Raw genomic sequence first — 19,539 nt, 5'->3', positions numbered from 1 at the left:
CAGCCAACCGGAATCCAGCGATGCGTTCCCTCTCCTGCCTGCTTCCGATCGTTCTCGCCGCCGCCGCCGCGCCTGCGCACGCGGTGGAGATCGACGGTCGTATCGATCCGGAGGAATGGCAGGACGCGCGCCGGGTCACCGATTTCCGCAAGGTGCAGCCGCTCAACGGCGAGCCGGCGTCGCTGCCCACCGAGGCCTGGATTCTGGCCACGCCGGACGGCCTGGCGGTGGCTTTCCGCAACACCCAGCCGCCCTCGGTCCCGCGCACCCGTCAACGCGTGCAGCGGGACTTCAGCGCGCAGGTCGACCGGGTCAACGTGATGGTCGATTTCGACGGCGGCGGCCGCACCGGCTACAACTTCACCGTCAGCTCCACCGAGGGGATCTACGACGCGATCATCAGCAACGAGTCCGAGTTCAACGACGACTGGGACGGCAGCTGGCGTCATGCCGTGGGCGAAGACGACGCCGGCTGGACGGCGGAGCTGCTGATCCCCTGGCACATCGCGCCGATGCGCGAGGCCGGCGGCGACACCCGCACCATCCGGATCTATCTCGATCGCGTGGTCGGCGCCACCGGCGAGCGCGCCGCCTGGCCGCTGGCGAGCTACGAGCGCCCGCGCTTCCTGTCCGAGTTCGCGCCGATCGAGGTCGCCGAGTACAGCCAGTCGCTGCTGGCGCTGACGCCATACGTCTCCGGGCTGTACGACAACGTCGACGGGCGCGGCGAGGCCGACGGCGGGCTGGACGTGTTCTGGAAACCGAACGGCCAGTTCCAGTTGACCGCCACCGTGAACCCGGATTTCGGCCAGGTGGAAAGCGACGATCTGGTGGTCAACTTCGACGCCACCGAGACCTTCGTCAGCGACAAGCGCCCGTTCTTCACCGAGAACCAGGGCCTGTTCGAGTTCACCACGCCGTCCGACTACAGCCAGCTGCTGTACACCCGCCGCATCGGCGGCCCGGCCGACGACGGCGACGGTTCCGGCGACATCGATGCGGCGATCAAGCTCAACGGCAGCCTGGGCGCGACCAAGTACGGGATCTTCGCCGCCGAGGAGGCCGACGAGGCCGGGCGCTCATTCCGGGCGCTGCGCCTGGTGCACGACTTCAGCACCCAGAACCTCGGCGCCATGCTGACCCAGGTGGAGCGGCCGTTCCTGGATCGCGAGGCGACCGTGCTCGGCGTCGACCACAACTGGCGCCCGACTGCACGCTGGAACGTGCGCACGCGGCTGCTCGGCAGCCGGATAGAGCAGGCGGGCGAGCGCAGCAGCGACACCGGCGCCACCGTGTGGGCCGACTACGAGATGGACGGCGGCTGGCGCCAGCAGTGGATCGGCATGCACTTCGGCGACGAACTGCAGATCAACGACGCCGGCTACCTGTCGCGCAACAGCACCAACTACGGGCACTGGCAGCTGCAGCGCCGCTTCACCGACCTGCCGGCCGAATCGCGCTACGCGTCCAAGGACTGGCGCTGGCGCGTCAGCGGCAACTACAACGACCACGGACAGCGGCTCAACCACCAGTTCCGCATGAGCCGGGAGAGCCGGCTGCGCAACGGCAGTTACGAATATGCGCAGATCAACGTCAACAGCGCCCGCGTCGACGACCTGCTGACCCGCGGCAACGGCGTGGTGAAGCTGCCGCCCAGCTTCGGCGCCTACTTCGAATACGATCGCCCGCGCAAGGGCAACTGGGCCTACGAATTCGAGGCCGAGGCATTCAGCGGCGGCCTTTCCGGCAACGACCGGATCGGCTACAGCGTCGAGTTCGAACCCAGCTACTTCGTCAGCGACGCCTTTAATGTCTACGTCGGGTTGTACGCCGAACGCACGCCGGACTGGCTGGTGTGGCAGCGCGACAACCTGATCGGCAGCTTCGACGGGCGCGAGGTGAACCTCAACACCGGATTCAACTGGACGATCGGCAGCCGCCAGGAACTGCGGCTCAGGCTGCAGGCCATCGCGATCAACGCGCGCCTGCGCCAGGGCTATCGCGTCGACCCGATGGGCAATGCCGTCGCCAGCGACGAGCCGGTCGACGATCTCAGCGTGCGCAATCTCGGCTTCCAGGTGCGCTACCGCTACGAGCTGGCGCCGCTGTCGTACCTGTACGTCGTCTATGGCCGCGGCGGCTACGAGGAAGAGACGTTCGCCGACGGCACCGGCCGCCTGCTCCGCGACAGCTTCCGGCTGCGCGACGACGAGCAGCTGCTGGTCAAGCTGAGCTATCGGTTCGAGCTCTGACCCGGCGCCAGACAACGTGCACCACCCTTTCGTAGGAGCGCGCCATGCGCGCGATGCCGCGGGTGTCGGCAGGATCCGGTGGATGCCGCGATTCTGGACCGGAAGGCGCGCCGGTCGCCGGAATTCGCGGGCGGCGCGATGCCCGCGGCATCGCGCGCATGGCGCGCTCCTACGCGTCCCGCGGTCCCGGTAAGCTGAAGACCATGAAGCACCGGTCCGAACCCGCCCTGCAGATCCACGTCGATCCCCTGACCGGTCCCGAGATTGCCGATCTGCTGCGCGCGCACCTGGACGACGTGGCCCGGCACTCGCCGCCCGAAAGCGTGCACGCGCTCGACCTGGCGAGACTGCGGCATTCCGCCATCACCTTCTGGAGCGCGTGGCTGGACGGCGCGCTGGCCGGCTGTGTCGCCATCCGGGAACTCGATCCGCATCACGGCGAAGTCAAGTCGATGCGCACGGCGGCGGCGTATCTGCGCAAGGGCATCGCCGCGGCGCTGATGCGCCACGTGCTGGAGCAGGCAACGCGACGCGGATACCGCCGGCTCAGCCTGGAGACAGGCTCGATGGCGGTGTTCGCGCCGGCCCGGGTGCTGTACGCGCGCTTCGGATTCGAGCCGTGCGGTCCGTTCGCCGACTACGTCGAGGATCCGTACAGCGTGTTCATGACCCGCGTCCTCTGAACGCGAGACTGCAATCGCTCCGGCCATCATCCCGCGCCCACATCAGTCATGCCCGCGAAGGCGGGAATCCAGCGACTTCAAACAAGACACCGGGAGCTGGGCGACCCGTACCCACGCCGTGGCGCTATGCTGCGCCCATGAAGACCTGGATCGTCCTGCTGCGCGCCGTCAACGTCGGCGGCACGGGAAAGCTGCCGATGGCGGAGTTGCGCGCGCTTTGCGAAGACGCGGGCTTCGCCCGGGTGCGCACCTATATCGCCAGCGGCAACGTGGTGCTGCGCAGCGCATCCACGGCGCGACAGGTACAGGAAACGCTGCAGGACGCGCTGGCGCGCCACGCCGGCAGGCAGGTCGGCGTGCTGGTGCGCAGTACCGCGGAGATGAGGCAGGTGCTTGCCGACAACCCGTTCCCGAAGGCGGCGCCCAACCGGGTCGTGGCGATTTTCCTGGACCGGGCGCCGCCCGCCGATGCGCTGGAGACCGTCAGCGGCCGCAAGGGCGAACAGCTCGCCCTGGGCAGGCGCGAGATCTACGTGCACTACGGCGACGGCATGGCCGACTCGAAACTCAAGATCCCGGCGGCGAAAACCGGCACCGCTCGCAACATCAACACCATCATCAGGCTTCTCGAGATGGCGAACGGCTGAGCGTCGGGATTACGCAGCGGCCGTCAAGCTTCCCGTTCAACCGCGCCGCCCCGGACGCGCCGCCGCGAACGCGTGCTCGCGGCTTCCGGCCTGGCCGGGGCGCGTGCGGATTCCTGCTCGGGTTACGGCGCCGGCGGCAGCAACGTACCCTGGTCGGCGTTCGCCAGCCAGACACCGCGGTGACGCGTGTAGCTGACACCGGTGAGTGCGCGCTGGAAGAAGCCGGCGGAGGGAATCCGGTACGTGGTCTCGTACAGGATGAAGGCCGTCCTGCAGCCCTCCACCTTGCGATAGAGTTCGGTCCATTCCCAGACCGCTTCCCGGTTCTCGAAATGGCTGGCCAGCGCATCCATGATCGCGTCGATGCCATAGAACACGGCGCCGCTGGCGAAGATGGTGACCGCGTCGTCGGTATGGACGGCGCGAAATGTCTCGGCGTCATAGTCGCGGAAGGATTCCATGTCGATCCGCTGCGCGACCTCGAACTGGCGTTCGCAGTGCCGGTTCGCGCGCGCGTTCTCGCCGTCGCCGGCGAAGGCCGGCGCGACCGAGGCAGCCAATGCAAGAACACCTGCCAACGCGGACAATCTTCGCGGCAATTCGCGGCCGATATTCGTCATCGTGTCTCTCCCGGGGGAAATGTCCATCGACCGTAACCGCGCGGCGAGGCGCCCGATAGCGCCAATCCGCGCTACCGCAGCGGGGCCAATTCAGGCATCCACGTGCGGCAGCGTGCCGATGACGATGACGATCGAATCCGGCACGTTCCACCCGCACGACGTGCAACGCCCCGGTGCACTGCGCACAAGAAAGGCCCCGCCTGGGCGGGGCCTTGCGGGCGTCCGGAAGCCGTGGCTTATTTCGCCGCGACCACCCGCACCATCTCCAGGCACTTGGTGGAGTAGCCCCACTCGTTGTCGTACCAGCTCACGAGCTTGACGAAGGTGGGATCGAGCTGGATGCCGGCCTCGGCATCGAACACCGAGGTGCAGGTCTCGCCGCGGAAGTCGGTGGCGACCACCTTGTCCTCGGTGTAGCCGAGGATGCCCTTCAACGCGCCCTCGGACTGCGCCTTCATCTCGGCACAGATCTCCTCGTAGCTGGCGCCCTTCTCCAGTTCGACGGTCAGGTCGACCACGGACACGTCCGAGGTCGGCACGCGGAACGCCATGCCGGTCAGCTTCTTGTTGAGTTCCGGGATCACCTTGCCGACCGCCTTGGCCGCACCGGTGGAGGACGGAATGATGTTCTCGAGGATGCCGCGGCCGCCGCGCCAGTCCTTGTTGGACGGGCCGTCGACGGTCTTCTGGGTGGCGGTGGTCGCATGCACGGTGGTCATCAGGCCGCGCTTGATGCCCCACTTGTCGTTGAGCACCTTGGCCAGCGGCGCCAGGCAGTTGGTGGTGCAGCTGGCATTCGAGATGATCGCTTCGCCCGCGTACTTGTCGTGGTTGACGCCGAACACGAACATCGGCGTGTCGTCCTTCGACGGCGCCGACTGGATGACCTTCTTCGCGCCGGCGTCGAGGTGCTTCTGGCAGGTTTCCTTGGTCAGGAACAGGCCGGTGGATTCGATCACCACCTCGGCGCCCACGGCGTCCCACTTGAGGTTGGACGGATCGCGCTCCTGGCTCAGGCGGATGCGCTTGCCGTTGACCACCAGGGTCCCGTCGTCGACCGACACCTCGCCCTCGAAGCGGCCGTGCACCGAGTCGTAGCGCAGCATGTAGGCCAGGTAATCCGGCTCCAGCAGGTCGTTGATGGCGACGATCTCGATGTCGTCGCCGAAGTTCTGGAACGCCGAGCGCAGCACATTGCGGCCGATACGGCCGAAACCGTTGATGCCAACCTTGATCGCCATGAATCGGACTCCTGCAGGCGCCCCTGGAGGCGCGGTGGTGGGGGACGGGCCGATGATTTTAGCAGGCGCCGGCCCCGGGCCGCCCACGCGGCCTTTCGACACCCGGAATCCCGGACGCATGTCGGCCGCGCAGCGCCGGATCGCTCCCCATCCGGCGCGTGGCGATCGAACGGCAGCCGCATCCTGCCGTTAGGGCCTGTTAGCGCTTCCCGAGCAGGTCGCGCCGGGACTGAGAGTGTGCGGGGCAAGGAAGAACGAAGGCGCGTATGTCGATACGCAACTGAGTGATGACGCCGCTCCGCGCGGCCTCAGGCCCGGCCCTTCGGGTTGCGCCGCAGTGGCCGTCAGGTGGTGTTGCGCGGCGCGGCGCCTTGCTGCCTGCAAGGTCAAGCCGCGCGGCGCCGCATGGCGGCCACTGCGGCGCAACCCGACCTGCTCGGGAAGCGTTAACAGGCCCTAGAATCGCGGCATGAATCGATCGTTTCTGCTCGTCCTCACGCTCGTCCTCGTTGCCGCACCCGCCTCCGCCTGGGGCCCGCGCGGGCACCGCCTGGTGGCCGAACTGGCGGCCGCCGCGCTCACGCCCGCGGCGCGCGCGCAGGTCGACCTGCTGTTGCGGGGCGAACCGGAGCCGACCCTGGCCGGCGTCGCCAACTGGGCCGATGAGCTGCGCGCGAACGATCCCGACCTCGGCCGCAAGAGCGCGAAGTGGCACTACGTCAACATCGGCGAGTCGGGCTGCGAATACGTCGCCGCGCGCGACTGCCCGAACGGCGATTGCGTGGTCGAGGCGATCCGCACCCAGGCCGCGATCCTCGCCGACCGCGCGCAGCCGCTGGCGGCGCGCCGGCAGGCGCTGAAGTTCGTGGTGCATTTCGTCGGCGACGTGCACCAGCCGATGCACGCCGGCTATGCGCATGACAAGGGCGGCAACACCGTGCAGCTCAGCATCCCCGACGGCACCCGCGACGGCCGCGGCAGCAACCTGCACGCGCTGTGGGACAGCGGCCTGTTCCGCGACCTGGGCGAATCCGAGGCCCGGCACGCCGCGCGCCTGCGGGCGCTGCCGGAGGTCGTGGCCGGCGGCACCGATCCGGCGGCCTGGGCGCAGGAATCCTGCGCGATCGTGCAGCGGCCGGGCGTGTACCCGCCGCGCGCGACACTGGATCCGGGCTATATCGAGACGTGGCGACCGGTGGCCGAGCGGCAGATCGCGCTGGGCGGACGACGCCTGGCGGCGCTGCTCAACGAGACATTGGGCGATTGAACGGGCGGGTATCGCATCCGCGCCCAGCTGTGATCGCGTAGGCGCTCCAGGTCGACTGGCCTCCTTCCGACGACGCGTCGAATGAACGTGACTAAAATACTATATAGTCACTCGTTGTCCACTCCCTGGGCGGGAGGTAAGCTTCAAACCATGAACAAAGCGACCACTTATCCCGTTTCTGCCCGCGGTCCGGCCGACCATGACGTGCGAGACCAGATCGTTGCCGCGGCCACCGAGCACTTCAGCCGGTATGGCTACGGAAAGACCACGGTCTCCGATCTCGCCAAGGCCATCGGCTTTTCCAAGGCCTATATCTACAAGTTCTTCGAGTCCAAGCAGGCCATTGGCGAAATGATCTGCGCGAACTGCCTGCGCGAGATCGAAACCGAGATCAGGGCAGCCGTTGACGAAGCTGAACGACCGCCCGAGAAGCTGAGGCGGATGTTCAAAACGGCTGTAGAGGCCAGCATGCGTCTGTTTTTCCGGGATCGTAAGCTCTACGAAATCGCCAGTTCAGCGGCCAGCGAGCGCTGGCAGGCCGTGGTTGCCTATGAAGAACGCATCCAGAAATTACTCCAGGACATCTTGCAGGAAGGCAGGCTGACAGGGGATTTCGAGCGCAAAACGCCGATTGATGAAACTTCAATGGCCATCTACCTGGTCATGCGCCCTTATCTCAGCCCCCTGCTGCTTCAGCACAGCTTCGAGTACACCGACGAAGCGCCGGCTCAGCTGTCCAGCCTGGTACTGCGCAGCCTGTCGCCCTGATTCCTGGGTCGTTTGTGACTATTGACTAATTTGGTCACAAGGATTAGATTTCGAGTCCTGGCCATTTTGTTAATGGGACTCTCATGCTCCGGCGCCGCCTCGTTGCTTCCACCGTCATCTGTGTATTGCCGTTTGCGCTGGCCGCATGCGGCGAAAAACCGCCATCTGATCCCCGGACGGACGCCCCGTTGGTCCGTACCGCGGTCGTCCAGGGGGCGCCCTCGGCGTCACGCGCCTTCACCGGGACCGTAGCCGCCAGGGTGCAAAGCGACTTGGGCTTTCGGGTCCCTGGGAAGGTGCTGGAACGGCTTGTAGATGCAGGGCAGGCCGTTAAACGGGGTCAGCCGCTCATGCGTATTGATCCCGTCGACCTGAAGCTTGCTGCCCATGCGCAGCAGCAAGCAGTCGCCGCTGCTAGAGCGGTGGCGCAGCAGGCGATCGGGGACGAAGCCCGCTATCGCGCCCTGCTGGGGACCGGGGCGATATCAGCCTCCTCATACGATCAGAGCAAGGCCGCTGCGGACTCTGCCAAGGCCCAGCTGAGTGCGGCCACAGCCCAGGCCGAAGTCGCCAGCAACGCGAACAAATACGCCGCGCTCGTTGCCGATGCCGATGGCGTGGTCATGGAAACGCTGGCCGAGCCTGGCCAAGTCGTCGCGGCCGGGCAGGTGGTGGTCCGTGTCGCCCATGCCGGGCGCCGCGAAGCGATCGTGCAACTTCCTGAAACCCTGCGCCCGGCGGTCGGCTCCACCGGGCAAGCCAGGCTTTTCGGCCAAGAGGGGGTTGTCGTTCCGGCCACGCTCCGGCAGCTCTCGGATGCCGCAGACCCGCTGACCCGCACTTTCGAAGCGCGGTATGTACTTGAGGGCGCACTGGCCGACGCGCCATTGGGCACCACCGTCACCATCGAAATCTCGGACGGGACCCCTTCTATACGCACCGGCGTGCAGGTGCCAATCGGCGCTTTGTTCGATGCCGGCAAGGGCCCGGGGGTGTGGGTCATTAATGGCCAGCCGGCGAAAGTGACCTGGCGGCCGGTCGCGGTCCAACACCTGGATGACGACGCTGCACGTATCACGGGCCAGCTCAAGCAAGGCGACAGGATCGTCGCGCTGGGCGCACATCTGCTGCGCGAAGGCGAACTGGTGCGAATGGCCGGCCAAGCTGGCGCTGCGGCGACCGGAGGATCCCTTCCGTGAACGAAGGTCGTTTCAACCTGTCGGCGCTCGCCGTACGCGAACGCTCCATCACCGTGTTCCTGATCTGCCTGGTGTCGTTGGCGGGGCTCGTTTCGTTCTTCCAGTTGGGCCGTGCCGAAGACCCGGCCTTCACGGTCAAGGTGATGACCATCATCACCGCCTGGCCCGGGGCCACGGCACAGGAGATGCAGGACCAGGTCGCCGAGAAGATCGAGAAGCGCATGCAGGAGCTGCGCTGGTACGACCGTACCGAGACCTATACAAGACCCGGCTTGGCATTCACGACGTTGACACTGATCGACAGCACACCACCTTCGGAAGTGCAGGAACAGTTCTACCAGGCCCGCAAGAAAGTTGGAGACGAGGCGAACAATCTTCCTTCCGGCGTGATCGGGCCGATGGTCAACGATGAATATGCGGACGTCACTTTTGCTCTGTACGCGCTCAAGGCCAAGGGCGAACCGCAGCATCTGCTGGTACGCGATGCGGAGAGGTTGCGCCAGCAGCTGTTGCACGTGCCAGGCGTCAAGAAGGTCAACATCGTTGGCGAACAGTCCGAGCGCATCTATGTCGAGTTCTCCCATGAACGTCTGGCAACGCTGGGCGTCAGTCCGCAGGAGTTGTTCGCCGCGCTCAACACCCAGAACGCCCTGACGCCAGCCGGCTCCGTAGAGACCAAGGGACCGGAAGTATTCATTCGCCTGGACGGCGCGTTCGATGAACTGCAGAAAATCCGCGACACACCAATCGTGGCGCAAGGTCGCACGTTGAAGCTGTCGGACATCGCCACGGTCAAGCGTGGCTATGAAGATCCCAAGACGTTCATGATCCGCAACGGTGGCGAACCTGCGCTGCTGCTGGGCGTGGTCATGCGCGAGGGCTGGAACGGGCTCGACCTGGGCAAGGCGCTGGACAGTGAAGTCAGCGCGATCGGTGCCGAGCTACCGCTGGGCATGACCCTGTCCAAGGTCACGGACCAAGCCGTCAATATCGACTCTGCGGTCGATGAGTTCATGGTCAAGTTCTTCGTCGCTCTGCTGGTGGTCATGCTGGTGTGCTTCGTGAGCATGGGTTGGCGTGTTGGCCTGGTGGTGGCAGCGGCGGTACCGTTGACGCTGGCAGCGGTCTTCGTGGTGATGCTCGCGACCGGCAAGAACTTCGATCGCATCACGCTGGGGTCGCTGATCCTGGCGCTGGGTTTGCTGGTAGACGACGCCATCATCGCCATCGAAATGATGGTGGTGAAGATGGAAGAGGGCTACAGCCGCATCGCCGCTTCCGCCTATGCCTGGAGCCATACCGCAGCGCCCATGCTCTCTGGCACGCTGGTCACCGCCGTCGGCTTCATGCCCAATGGGTTCGCTCGATCCAGCGCGGGCGAGTACACCAGCAACATGTTCTGGATCGTTGGCATTGCGCTCATCGCGTCGTGGGTGGTCGCCGTGATCTTCACTCCCTACCTGGGCGTCAAACTGATCCCCGACTTGAAGAAGGTCGAAGGCGGCCATGACGCGCTCTACAACACGCCGCGCTACAACCGCTTCCGTCAGATTCTGGAGCGCGTCATCGCGCGCAAATGGCTGGTCGCCGGCTCAGTCGTGGGCCTCTTCGTCTTGGCCATACTCGGCATGGCGGTGGTCAAGAAGCAGTTCTTCCCGATCTCAGACCGGCCCGAAGTGCTGCTCGAGGTGCAGATGCCCTATGGCACATCGATCACCCAAACCAGCGCCGCCACTGCGAAGGTGGAAGCCTGGCTGAGCAAACAAGAGGAAGCCAGAATCGTCACCGCCTACATCGGTCAGGGCGCGCCACGCTTCTACTTCTCGATGGGGCCGGAGATGCCCGATCCGTCATTCGCCAAGATTGTGGTGCGCACCGACAACCAGGACGAGCGCGAGGCGCTGAAACACCGGCTGCGGCAAGCGATCGCCGACGGTCTTGCCCCGGAGGCGCGCTTGCGCGTTACCCAACTCGTATTCGGCCCGTACTCGCCGTTCCCGGTGGCCTACCGGGTCACTGGCCCGGACCCGGACCAGCTGCGCGGTATCGCGGCTGAGGTGCAGCAAGTCATGGACGCCAGTCCGATGATGCGCACTGTCAACACCGACTGGGGCATGCGTACACCCGCGCTGCACTTCACCTTGCAGCAGGACCGATTGCAGGCCGTCGGGCTGACCTCCAGCGCCGTGGCGCAACAATTGCAATTCTTGCTGACAGGCATACCCATCACCGCCGTCCGCGAGGACATTCGCACGGTGCAGGTCGTGGCCCGTTCGGCCGGCGACATCCGACTCGACCCCGCCAGGATCGGCGATTTCACGCTGGCTGGCGCCAACGGGCAGCGCATCCCGCTGTCGCAGGTGGGCGAGGTCGACGTGCGCATGGAAGAACCGATCATGCGCCGCCGCGACCGGATGCCGACGATCACCGTGCGGGGCGACATCGCCGATGGCTTGCAGCCACCGGATGTGTCGTCCGCCATGACCCGGCAGCTCCAGCCCGTCATGGACAAGCTGCCGGGCGGCTACCGCATCGAGCAGGCCGGCTCCATCGAAGAGTCGGGAAAGGCAACGAAAGCCATGTTGCCGCTATTTCCCATCATGCTGGCGATCACCCTGCTCATCATCATCCTGCAGGTGCGCTCGATCTCCGCGATGGTCATGGTCTTCCTGACCAGCCCACTGGGACTGATCGGCGTGGTGCCCACCCTGATTCTGTTCCAGCAGCCATTCGGCATCAATGCGCTGGTCGGATTGATTGCGTTGGCGGGAATCCTGATGCGTAACACGCTGATACTGATCGGACAGATCGACCACAACATAAAGGAAGGGCTGGCTCCGTTCCATGCGGTGGTCGAGGCAACCGTGCAGCGTGCCCGACCGGTGATCCTGACCGCGTTGGCGGCGATCCTGGCCTTCATCCCGCTGACCCATTCGGTGTTCTGGGGAACGCTTGCCTACACGCTGATTGGCGGCACCTTTGCAGGGACGATTCTGACGCTTGTGTTCTTGCCGGCCATGTATTCCATCTGGTTCAAGATCAAGCCCGACAGCGACAGCCGATCCGAGGAGGCGGAGCTCGCATGAACCGGCACAACCGGCGGGCAGACCTTGCCGCATTCAATTCACCCACATCCAGAGGAACTGCCATGTCGAATTCGACAGTTGTCGTTATTACCGGCGTATCGTCGGGCATCGGCCGTGCCGCCGCAGAGCAATTTGCCAAACGGGGTTGCCGGGTATTCGGCACCGTACGCACCATTGCGAAAGCGAGCCCATTAGCCGGTGTCGAGTTTGTCGAGATGGATGTTCGCGACGATGCCTCCGTTCGACTTGGCATCCAATCCATCATCGACCGGACCAAGCGCATCGACGTGCTCGTCAACAACGCGGGGATGAACTTGATCGGCGCGGTGGAGGAAACAACGACCAGCGAAGCCGCATCTCTGTTCGACACCAACGTGTTCGGCCTGCTGCGTACAACACAGGCGGTACTCCCGCACATGCGAACGCAACGTCACGGAAGAATCGTCAATGTCAGTTCCGTGTTCGGCTTTCTCCCGGCTCCGTACATGGGGCTTTATTCGGCCTCCAAGCATGCTGTGGAGGGGCTGTCTGAATCCCTGGATCATGAGGTGCGCCAGTTCGGCATCCGCGTAACACTGGTCGAACCGGCTTATACAAAGACCAACCTGGAAACCAATTCGCCTCAGGCAAAGTCGAAGATCGCGGACTACGACCGCGAGCGCGACCTCATCTCGCGCTCTGTCGCTGACACTGTCAACGGCGCACCTGAACCCTCCGGGGTGGCAAACACGATCGTCGAGGCGGCGCTTGGCACCTGGCGTATGCGCCGCACTCCGGCCGGACAGGCATCGCTCTTGAGTAAATTGCGCCGCTTCATGCCTGCAGGCGCTGTCGATGCAAGCCTGAGGAAAACGCTCGGCCTGGCTTGAAACCCTCGCCCGGAAGCGCCGTGCCGGCGGCCGCGACCTCGCCGGCCTCGTCTCGCGACGCCATATATCGTCTTCCGGCAGGCCCACCGCGAGGTCTTCCCATGCAGCCGCAGGTCCAGCCCTTCTTCCATCGGGACAGCAACACCTGATCGTACGTGGTGTCGGAGCCGGACGGGCGCGCCGCGGCCATCGTCGATCCGGTACTCGACTTCGACCCGAAGGCCGGCCGCACCTCCACCGCATCGGCACAGGCGCTGCTCGAGCACGTGCACGAACGCGACCTCGACGTCGCCTGGATCCTCGAGACCCATGCCCACGCCGATCACCTGAGCACCGGCCACTGGCTCAAGCGCCGGCTGCCGCGGGCGAAGCTCGCGATCGGCGAGGAGATCTGCGCGGTACAGGCCACCTTCCGGCCGATCTTCAATCTCGGCGCGCATTTCCCCGTGGACGGCTCGCAATTCGACCACCTGTTCGGCGACGGCGAGGCATTCCGCATCGGCGCGCTGCAGGGCCGGGCGATCCCGGTGCCGGGGCACACCAGCGACAGCAACGCCTATCTGATCGGCGATGCGCTGTTCACCGGCGACTCGCTGTTCATGCCCGACGGCGGAACGGCGCGCTGCGATTTCCCCGGCGGCAGCGCGGCCAAGCTGTACCGCTCGATCCGGCGCCTGTTCGCACTGCCCGATGCCACCCGCGTGTTCGTCTGCCACGACTACGGCCCCGGTGGCCGCGAGGTCGCCTGCGAGACCACCATCGGCGAACAGAAGCGCCAGAACATCCACGTGCGCGAAGGCACGGGCGAGGCGCAGTTCGTACAGATGCGCGAGGCGCGCGACGCCACCCTGCCGATGCCGGCGCTGATCATCCCCGCGGTGCAGACCAACATCCGCGCCGGCGCACTGCCGGAACCGGAAAGCAACGGCACGCGCTACCTGAAGATCCCGCTCGATACGCTCTGACGCCGGCGCTCCGCACGTGCCCCGGCGCTGCCATGCAGCGTTGCGCCGAGATGCGCTACCTTGTGGGCATTCCTGCCGCCGTTCGCTGCAATGAACCGCACACAACTGCTTCGCTGCCTGCTGCTGACCTTGCTGTTCGCCGGCAACACCTCCTGCGCCACCGCCCAACAGCCGGAACGCATGCACGACCCGAGGCTGCGCGCCTCCGCGCCGCGGCCGCCCGACGTGGCATCGCCGGTGGCGGTGTCGCTGGACGCCACATCGCGATCGCAGCTGCCGCGCGAGCGGGTCCGCGCCGAGGTACACGGCGAGACGCTGCAGTGCGAGGGCGTGTCGCTGGCTGCGCTGCTGCGACGGACCGAACAGGCCATGCCGCAGCGCCTGCACGGCCCGCACCTGGCACGCTACGTACTGGTCACCGCGCGCGACGGCGGGCGCGCATTGTTCTCGCTGGCCGAACTCGATCCCGCCATCGGCGGCACGCGGGCCTACGTGGTGGATCGCTGCGGCGGCGCGCCGCTCGACAATGCAACCGGGCCGTTGCGGCTGCTGGTGCCCAGCGACGGCGACGCCGCACGCGGCGTGCGGCAGCTCCTGGCGATCGCAGTGATCGTGGCACCGTGAGCGACACCATCCTGCTGCTGGCGCTGTTGTTCCTGTTGGTCGCCACGCTGTATTCCTCGGTCGGCCACGCCGGCGCCAGCGGCTACATCGCGGCGATGGCGCTGCTGGGCCTGGCGCCGGAACAGATCCGGCCCACCGCGCTGGCGCTCAACCTGCTGGTCGGCGGCATCGGCCTGTTTCGCTTCTGGCGCGCCGGCCACGTGCGCTGGCGCAACGTGCTGCCGTTCGTGGTCGCCTCGGCGCCGGCCGCGTTCCTGGCCGCCGGCGTCACCTTGCCGAAGGAAAGCTATTCGGTCCTGCTCGGCGTGGTGCTGCTGGTCGCCGCCGCCGGCGTGTTCCGCCATGCCGCGCATGCCGAGGAGGAAGATGCGGTCGCCGCCGACCGCCGCGTGCCCTGGATTCCCGGCCTGCTCACCGGTGGCGCCATCGGCGTCCTTTCCGGCCTGACGGGCACCGGCGGCGCGATCTTCCTGACGCCGCTGCTGCTGTTCGCCCGCTGGATGCCGACCCGCGAGGCCAGCGGCACCTCGGTCGCCTTCGTCTGGATCAACTCGCTCACCGCCCTGGCCGGCCTGTTGCGCGCCACCGGCACCCTGCCCACGGCGCTGCCGCTGTGGCTGTGCGCAGTCGCCGTCGGCGCCCTGATCGGGACCCAGCTGGGGCTGAAATGGTTGCCGGCAAGAGGGCTGCGCCGCGCACTGGGCGTGGTGCTGCTGGTCGCGGCGGGCAAGCTGCTGTTCGCCGCGTGACGGCGCTATCGGCGCATTCCCATGCTCGTCAGCCGCTGCCTGTCGAATCACCACCGGGATCGAACGTGATCGGCACCTGCAGCCAGCCCTCGACCGGTTCGCCGTCCTCGACCCGCGGTTCGAGCGTCCACCGCCGCGCAGCCTCGATCGATACGGCATCGAACACGTCTTCGGGTTCCGACTGGACCACACGAACCTCCTTCACGCTGCCGTCGGTCGCGACCAACAAGTGCAGCAGCACGGACCCGGACTGTCCGTTCGCCAGTGCCTGCGGCGGATAGTCCGGGGCCGGCGCGGAATCCTCCCGCTTCGGCGCGGCCGGTCCGGCGGCGACCGGCTCGAGCCGCGGCAACGCATGCTTCCAGAACTCGACCGACACCCGGATGCGGGTGGGTACCGGCCGTCCGTTTGCGTACTCGGGCGTGTAGACGTCATCGCGCAACATTTTCTCGGCGCGATCGGCTTCGATGCTGCCAGGAGGATCCGCGTGTTCGATCTCCACGCGTTGCACGCGGCCATCCGCGCCGACGTGCGCCAGCAGCGTCGCCCTGCCGCCATCGGCAGTGAAACCATCGCCGTACGCCCGGATCGGATCGGGCCAGCGGTAAACACCATCGGCGTCGCGCACGAGTTCCGTTGTTCCGTTTGCGGAACCTTTGGATCGGTCCGTGAGCAGGATGCGATCGGCCGGAAGGCGCGACAGCATGACCTCCGGGGCCCGTCCCGCCGGATCGGGCGGCAGCACGACGTCGAGCGGGACGGCAGCGTCGCCACCGATCGCCTGCCGACCTTCCTCGACGGTACCGCCACGCGTCAGCGTCCAAGTCGCACCGGGCGATTCCGGCGTGCCGGCACCCCGCAGCCGGAGCGACCAAGGCCTGCTGTCGTCCTTCGATGCGATCACGAGGTCGACGCGCGGATCGAGCACGACGTTCGTGCCGTCGCCGTCGCCCGCGCCGAACATCGACGGGCCGCGGATCTCGAGCTCCAGGCCTTCGGGAACACGCACGCTGGCGATTGCGACACCGTTCTCTTCCACTCGGCCGTACAACACCGGTGCCGCCGACTTCGGCTGCAACGCCCAGGCGGCATAGCTGCTGGCGGCCAGCACCGCCGCCACCGCCGCGAAGCCGGCGCGCCGGCGCCAGGCGCCGGGTTGGGGTTTCTTCAACATGAGGATTCGCTCCTTCAACGTTCGGCTGGACTGCCAATGACAGCCGACCGGCAGTCCAAGGACGGCCAGCTGCGTGTTGAGCATCGCGCCGGCATAGGCACGACGGGAATTCGGGTGGCGCGCGATCACGGCGGCGTCGCAGGCGAGTTCCTGGTCGTTGCGAAACAGCGATGCGGCCAGGTGCAGGAGCGGATTGAACCAGTACCCGATGCGCAGGATGACCACCAGCAGGTTGATGCGCGTGTCGCCGCGTGCCAGGTGCATGCGCTCGTGCGCCAGCACCAGCTCGCGCGCGTGGGGCGAATAGCGCGATTCGAAATCGACCGGCAACACGATGCGCGGCGACCAGGCGCCGATGACGGCCGGACAACCGACGGCATGCTCGGCGCGCAGGGTCCCGTCCTGCCGCGGAGCCAGGCGCCCGAGCCCCGCGACAAAACGCCGCTGCTGCCCGAAAAACCATGCGCCGGTGCAGACGGCGCCCATGCCCCAGAGAACGAGCAGCCGGAAGGGCCAGGAATCTTCTCCGGCCGAAGCGTCTCCGGCCCCGGGGACCTGGGCCGCACCCACCGTCACCGCGCCGGCAAGTTGCCGGGGCATGGGCAAGGTCATGGCAGGCAGCAACGATTCGCGCACCGGCACCGGCAGCAGGACCGCCAGCATCGCCAACGGCACCAGTCCCCAGACGGCATAGGCCGCACGTGCACCGAACGCGGCGCGCAACGGGATGCGCAGCGACAACGCCAGCAAAAGCGCGACGCCGCCCGCCGCGGCGGTTTCGACCAGACCTGTGAGAAGCGCGTCAACGTTCATCGTCGAAACTCTCGATCAATCGTCGCAACTGCTCGATGTCGGCCGGCGTGAGCCGCCCGCGTTCGCTGAAGTGCGCGACCAGCGGCGCCACCCGCCCGCCGAAGAGACGCTCGACGAATCCCTCGCTCTGCCGCGCCACCCAGTCCTCGCGCGCCAGCAGCGGCGCATAGAGATAGCGACGCCCCTCCCTGGTCGCCCGGATCGCGCCCTTCTTCAGCAGCCGATTGAGCAGGGTCTTGACGGTCGGCTCCTGCCAGTCGCGCGAGGCGCGCAGGGCGGCGAACACCTCCTCCGCGGCAAGCGGCTGACGCTCCCAGAGCACCTCCATGACCGCCGATTCGGCTTCGCTGATCTGCATCGTTTACATCCGTAATTTTTAGTGGAGATTACACCTGTAATCGTCGTTGTCAAGCCGCATTCGCAGCCGGTGCGATACTCATGGCATGAATACGCCACGCCTGTTCGAAGATCTTGAAAGCGCCGTCGATTTCCTGCTCGAACGCATCCCCGGCCCGCTGCACGTGGGCGCCCCGCTCGGCCTGGGCAAGCCGCACCGGCTGCTCAACGCGCTGTACGCGCGGGTGGAGCAGGACGCATCGCATCCGCTGACGCTGTACACGGCGCTGTCGCTGGATCCGCCGCCGCCGGGCGGCGCCGGGTTGGAGGGGCGTTTCCTGGCGCCGTTCGTCGCCCGGCATTTCGGCGAGGATTTCCCGCGCCTGGCCTACGTCGCCGCGATGCGCCGCGACGCCCTGCCCGCGCATATCAGCATCGAGGAGTTCTACCTGCAGTCCGGCGCCCTGCTCGGCTCGGCGCAGGCGCAGCGGCGCTACGCCAGCCTCAACTACACCCACGTCGCCCGCGCGCTGGTCGATCGCGGCCTCAACTGCATCGTGCAGAAAGTGGCTACGAACGAGGACGGCACGCGGCTGTCGCTGTCGTCGAACACCGACCTGACCTTCGATGCGGTGGACGCGGTGGTGGCGCGCGGACTGCCGCGCCCGCTGCTGATCGCCGAGATCGATCCGCGGCTGCCGTGGCTGGACGGCACCGCCGCGGTGGACGCGTCGTACTTCGATGCGGTGATCGCACCGCCGCCACCGTACCCGCAGCTGTTCGGACTGCCGCGGCAGCCAGTGGGCGATGCCGAGTACGCGATCGGCTTCTACGCCAGCGCGCTGGTGCGCGACGGCGGCACCCTGCAGATCGGCATCGGCGCCCTGGCCGATGCGCTGTGCCACGCGCTGGCATTGCGGCATACCGACAATGCCGCCTACCGGCGGGTGCTGGCGGCGCTCGATCCGGAACTGGAGTCGCACCCCGCGGTACGCGCGTCCGGCGGGCTGGCGCCGTTCGCGCAGGGCCTGTACGGCTGCAGCGAGATGCTCAACGAAGGCTTCAAGCGCCTGGTCGAGGCCGGCGTGATCCGGCGCAAGGTGGTCGACAAGGCAGCGCTGATGCGACGGATCAACGACGGCGACGCCAGCGACCTGGATCGGGAACTGGTCGAGCGCGACGGCGAGTTCCTGCACGGCGCGTTCTATCTCGGCTCGCCCGACTTCTACGCCTGGCTGCGCACGCTCGACGACGACACCCGCCGCGGCATCGGCATGAAGCGCGTCGGCGAGGTCAACGAACTGTACGGCCTGGACGAGGGCCTGGAGCAGCTGCAGCGCCGCGACGGCCGCTTCTTCAACACCTGCATGATGGCCACGGCGCTCGGCGCGGCGGTTTCGGACGGGCTGGAAGACGGGCGCGTGGTCTCCGGCGTCGGCGGCCAGTACAACTTCGTGGCGATGGCGCATGCGCTGCCGGACGGCCGTTCGGCGCTACTGCTGCGCGCGGCGCGCGACAGCGGCGGCAAGGCCGCATCGAACCTCCGCTGGAACTACGGCCACGTCACCATCCCCCGGCACCTGCGCGATCTCTACATCACCGAGTACGGCATCGCCGACGTGCGCGGCAAGGTCGACGAGGATTGCGTGATCGCGATGGCCGGCATCGCCGATGCGCGCTTCCAGCAGCGGCTGCTGGACGAGGCGAAGCGGTCGAAGAAGCTGCGTGGCGACTTCGCGGCGCCGCAATCCTGGACGGGCAATACGCCGCAGCGGCTGCACGAGGTGCTGGCCCCGCTACGCGCCGAGGGCATCCTGCCCGACTACCCGCTCGGCAGCGACTTCACCGAGGTCGAGCAGCGCCTGGTGAAGGCGCTGGCCTGGCTGAAGGATCGGACCGCGACCACCGCCGGCAAGCTCGGCACCATCGCCGCCGCGCTACTGCACGGCCGCAGCGGCGATGTCGAGGCGCTGCGGCGCATGGAGCTGGAAGTGCCGCGCACCCTGGGCGAGCGCATCGAGGCGCGGCTGCTGGCACTGGCGTTGCGGCGTACCGGTCAATAGAGCGCTTCGCGGAAACGCAGGTGCATGGAATATGGGGAGCAAAGGGAGTCACGGCCACGCGTCGTCGCGACTTCCGTCGCTCCCACATCCTTCGTTCCTCGGATCCCGGTCGAGCTCTTGTGGGAGCGACGGAAGTCGCGACTCGCCCCCCCAGCGGCGGCATGCCGCCGCCACTCCCACAGG

At 66.9% G+C, this 19,539-nt stretch carries 16 protein-coding genes; 12 read left to right on the top strand and 4 right to left on the bottom strand.

Translation table 11 applies throughout. The annotated features are described in order from the left end of the window. Positions 1-20: 20 nt before the first annotated feature. From AB5T46_RS16675 to AB5T46_RS16665, 3 genes are all read left to right on the top strand, one after another. On the top strand, positions 21-2,252 hold the full coding sequence (locus tag AB5T46_RS16675) for a DUF5916 domain-containing protein (protein ID WP_370565178.1): 2,232 nt from the start codon (positions 21-23) through the stop codon (positions 2,250-2,252). A gap of 203 nt (positions 2,253-2,455) precedes the next feature. Continuing rightward, a complete protein-coding gene (locus AB5T46_RS16670; protein ID WP_370565177.1) occupies positions 2,456-2,935 on the top strand; it encodes a GNAT family N-acetyltransferase in 480 nt (159 codons plus the stop codon). A gap of 137 nt (positions 2,936-3,072) precedes the next feature. Next, positions 3,073-3,582, top strand: coding sequence for a DUF1697 domain-containing protein (locus AB5T46_RS16665; RefSeq protein ID WP_370565175.1), 510 nt, complete (start codon positions 3,073-3,075; stop codon positions 3,580-3,582). Positions 3,583-3,704: 122 nt separating this feature from the next. Here the strand turns inward: AB5T46_RS16665 and AB5T46_RS16660 are convergent, their stop codons facing one another. Together AB5T46_RS16660 and gap are read right to left on the bottom strand one after the other, a co-directional pair. Beyond that, positions 3,705-4,202 (bottom strand): Cif family virulence factor, encoded by a 498-nt coding sequence (locus tag AB5T46_RS16660; protein WP_370565174.1) that lies wholly within the window; start codon positions 4,200-4,202, stop codon positions 3,705-3,707. 236 nt (positions 4,203-4,438) lie between these two features. Then, positions 4,439-5,443 carry a type I glyceraldehyde-3-phosphate dehydrogenase gene (gap, locus tag AB5T46_RS16655; protein ID WP_370565173.1) on the bottom strand — a complete coding sequence of 335 codons (1,005 nt, stop codon included), beginning with the start codon at positions 5,441-5,443 and terminating at the stop codon, positions 4,439-4,441. Positions 5,444-5,912: 469 nt separating this feature from the next. On the opposite strand from gap, the gene AB5T46_RS16650 reads away from it, so the two are divergent. The 8 genes from AB5T46_RS16650 (at position 5,913) to AB5T46_RS16615 (ending at position 14,970) form a co-directional block, all read left to right on the top strand. After that, complete coding sequence (locus tag AB5T46_RS16650; RefSeq protein WP_370565172.1) at positions 5,913-6,710, top strand: S1/P1 nuclease; 798 nt, start codon at positions 5,913-5,915, stop codon at positions 6,708-6,710. 150 nt (positions 6,711-6,860) lie between these two features. Further along, on the top strand, positions 6,861-7,478 hold the full coding sequence (locus AB5T46_RS16645) for a TetR/AcrR family transcriptional regulator (RefSeq protein WP_370565171.1): 618 nt from the start codon (positions 6,861-6,863) through the stop codon (positions 7,476-7,478). A gap of 83 nt (positions 7,479-7,561) precedes the next feature. Beyond that, positions 7,562-8,677: an efflux RND transporter periplasmic adaptor subunit gene (locus AB5T46_RS16640; RefSeq protein WP_370565170.1), complete on the top strand. Its 1,116-nt coding sequence runs from the start codon at positions 7,562-7,564 to the stop codon at positions 8,675-8,677. After that, complete coding sequence (locus AB5T46_RS16635) at positions 8,674-11,763, top strand: efflux RND transporter permease subunit (RefSeq protein ID WP_370565169.1); 3,090 nt, start codon at positions 8,674-8,676, stop codon at positions 11,761-11,763. The genes AB5T46_RS16640 and AB5T46_RS16635 overlap by 4 nt, the downstream gene beginning before the upstream one ends. A 62-nt stretch (positions 11,764-11,825) precedes the next feature. After that, positions 11,826-12,632, top strand: a complete 807-nt coding sequence (locus tag AB5T46_RS16630) for an oxidoreductase (protein ID WP_370565203.1) — start codon at positions 11,826-11,828, stop codon at positions 12,630-12,632. A 155-nt stretch (positions 12,633-12,787) separates the two neighbouring features. Continuing rightward, positions 12,788-13,597 carry an MBL fold metallo-hydrolase gene (locus tag AB5T46_RS16625; protein ID WP_370565168.1) on the top strand — a complete coding sequence of 270 codons (810 nt, stop codon included), beginning with the start codon at positions 12,788-12,790 and terminating at the stop codon, positions 13,595-13,597. A gap of 90 nt (positions 13,598-13,687) precedes the next feature. Further along, the gene (locus tag AB5T46_RS16620) at positions 13,688-14,221 is read left to right on the top strand and encodes a hypothetical protein (protein ID WP_370565167.1); all 534 of its coding nucleotides are present in this window, start codon (positions 13,688-13,690) and stop codon (positions 14,219-14,221) included. Then, positions 14,218-14,970, top strand: a complete 753-nt coding sequence (locus AB5T46_RS16615; RefSeq protein WP_370565166.1) for a sulfite exporter TauE/SafE family protein — start codon at positions 14,218-14,220, stop codon at positions 14,968-14,970. The genes AB5T46_RS16620 and AB5T46_RS16615 overlap by 4 nt, the downstream gene beginning before the upstream one ends. A 28-nt stretch (positions 14,971-14,998) precedes the next feature. Here the strand turns inward: AB5T46_RS16615 and AB5T46_RS16610 are convergent, their stop codons facing one another. Together AB5T46_RS16610 and AB5T46_RS16605 are read right to left on the bottom strand one after the other, a co-directional pair. Then, on the bottom strand, positions 14,999-16,957 hold the full coding sequence (locus tag AB5T46_RS16610; protein WP_370565165.1) for a TonB family protein: 1,959 nt from the start codon (positions 16,955-16,957) through the stop codon (positions 14,999-15,001). Further along, a complete protein-coding gene (locus tag AB5T46_RS16605; RefSeq protein WP_370565164.1) occupies positions 16,947-17,315 on the bottom strand; it encodes a BlaI/MecI/CopY family transcriptional regulator in 369 nt (122 codons plus the stop codon). The genes AB5T46_RS16610 and AB5T46_RS16605 overlap by 11 nt, the downstream gene beginning before the upstream one ends. Positions 17,316-17,400: 85 nt before the next feature. Between AB5T46_RS16605 and AB5T46_RS16600 the strand changes: the two genes are divergently transcribed. Beyond that, positions 17,401-19,356 (top strand): acetyl-CoA hydrolase/transferase C-terminal domain-containing protein, encoded by a 1,956-nt coding sequence (locus AB5T46_RS16600; protein ID WP_370565163.1) that lies wholly within the window; start codon positions 17,401-17,403, stop codon positions 19,354-19,356. The last annotated feature ends 183 nt before the right edge of the window (positions 19,357-19,539 follow it).

This window comes from Luteimonas salinilitoris (assembly GCF_041300785.1).
In the GTDB taxonomy this organism is placed as follows: Bacteria; Pseudomonadota; Gammaproteobacteria; order Xanthomonadales; family Xanthomonadaceae; genus Luteimonas; species Luteimonas salinilitoris.
This window is presented reverse-complemented; position numbering and strand designations above follow the sequence as displayed.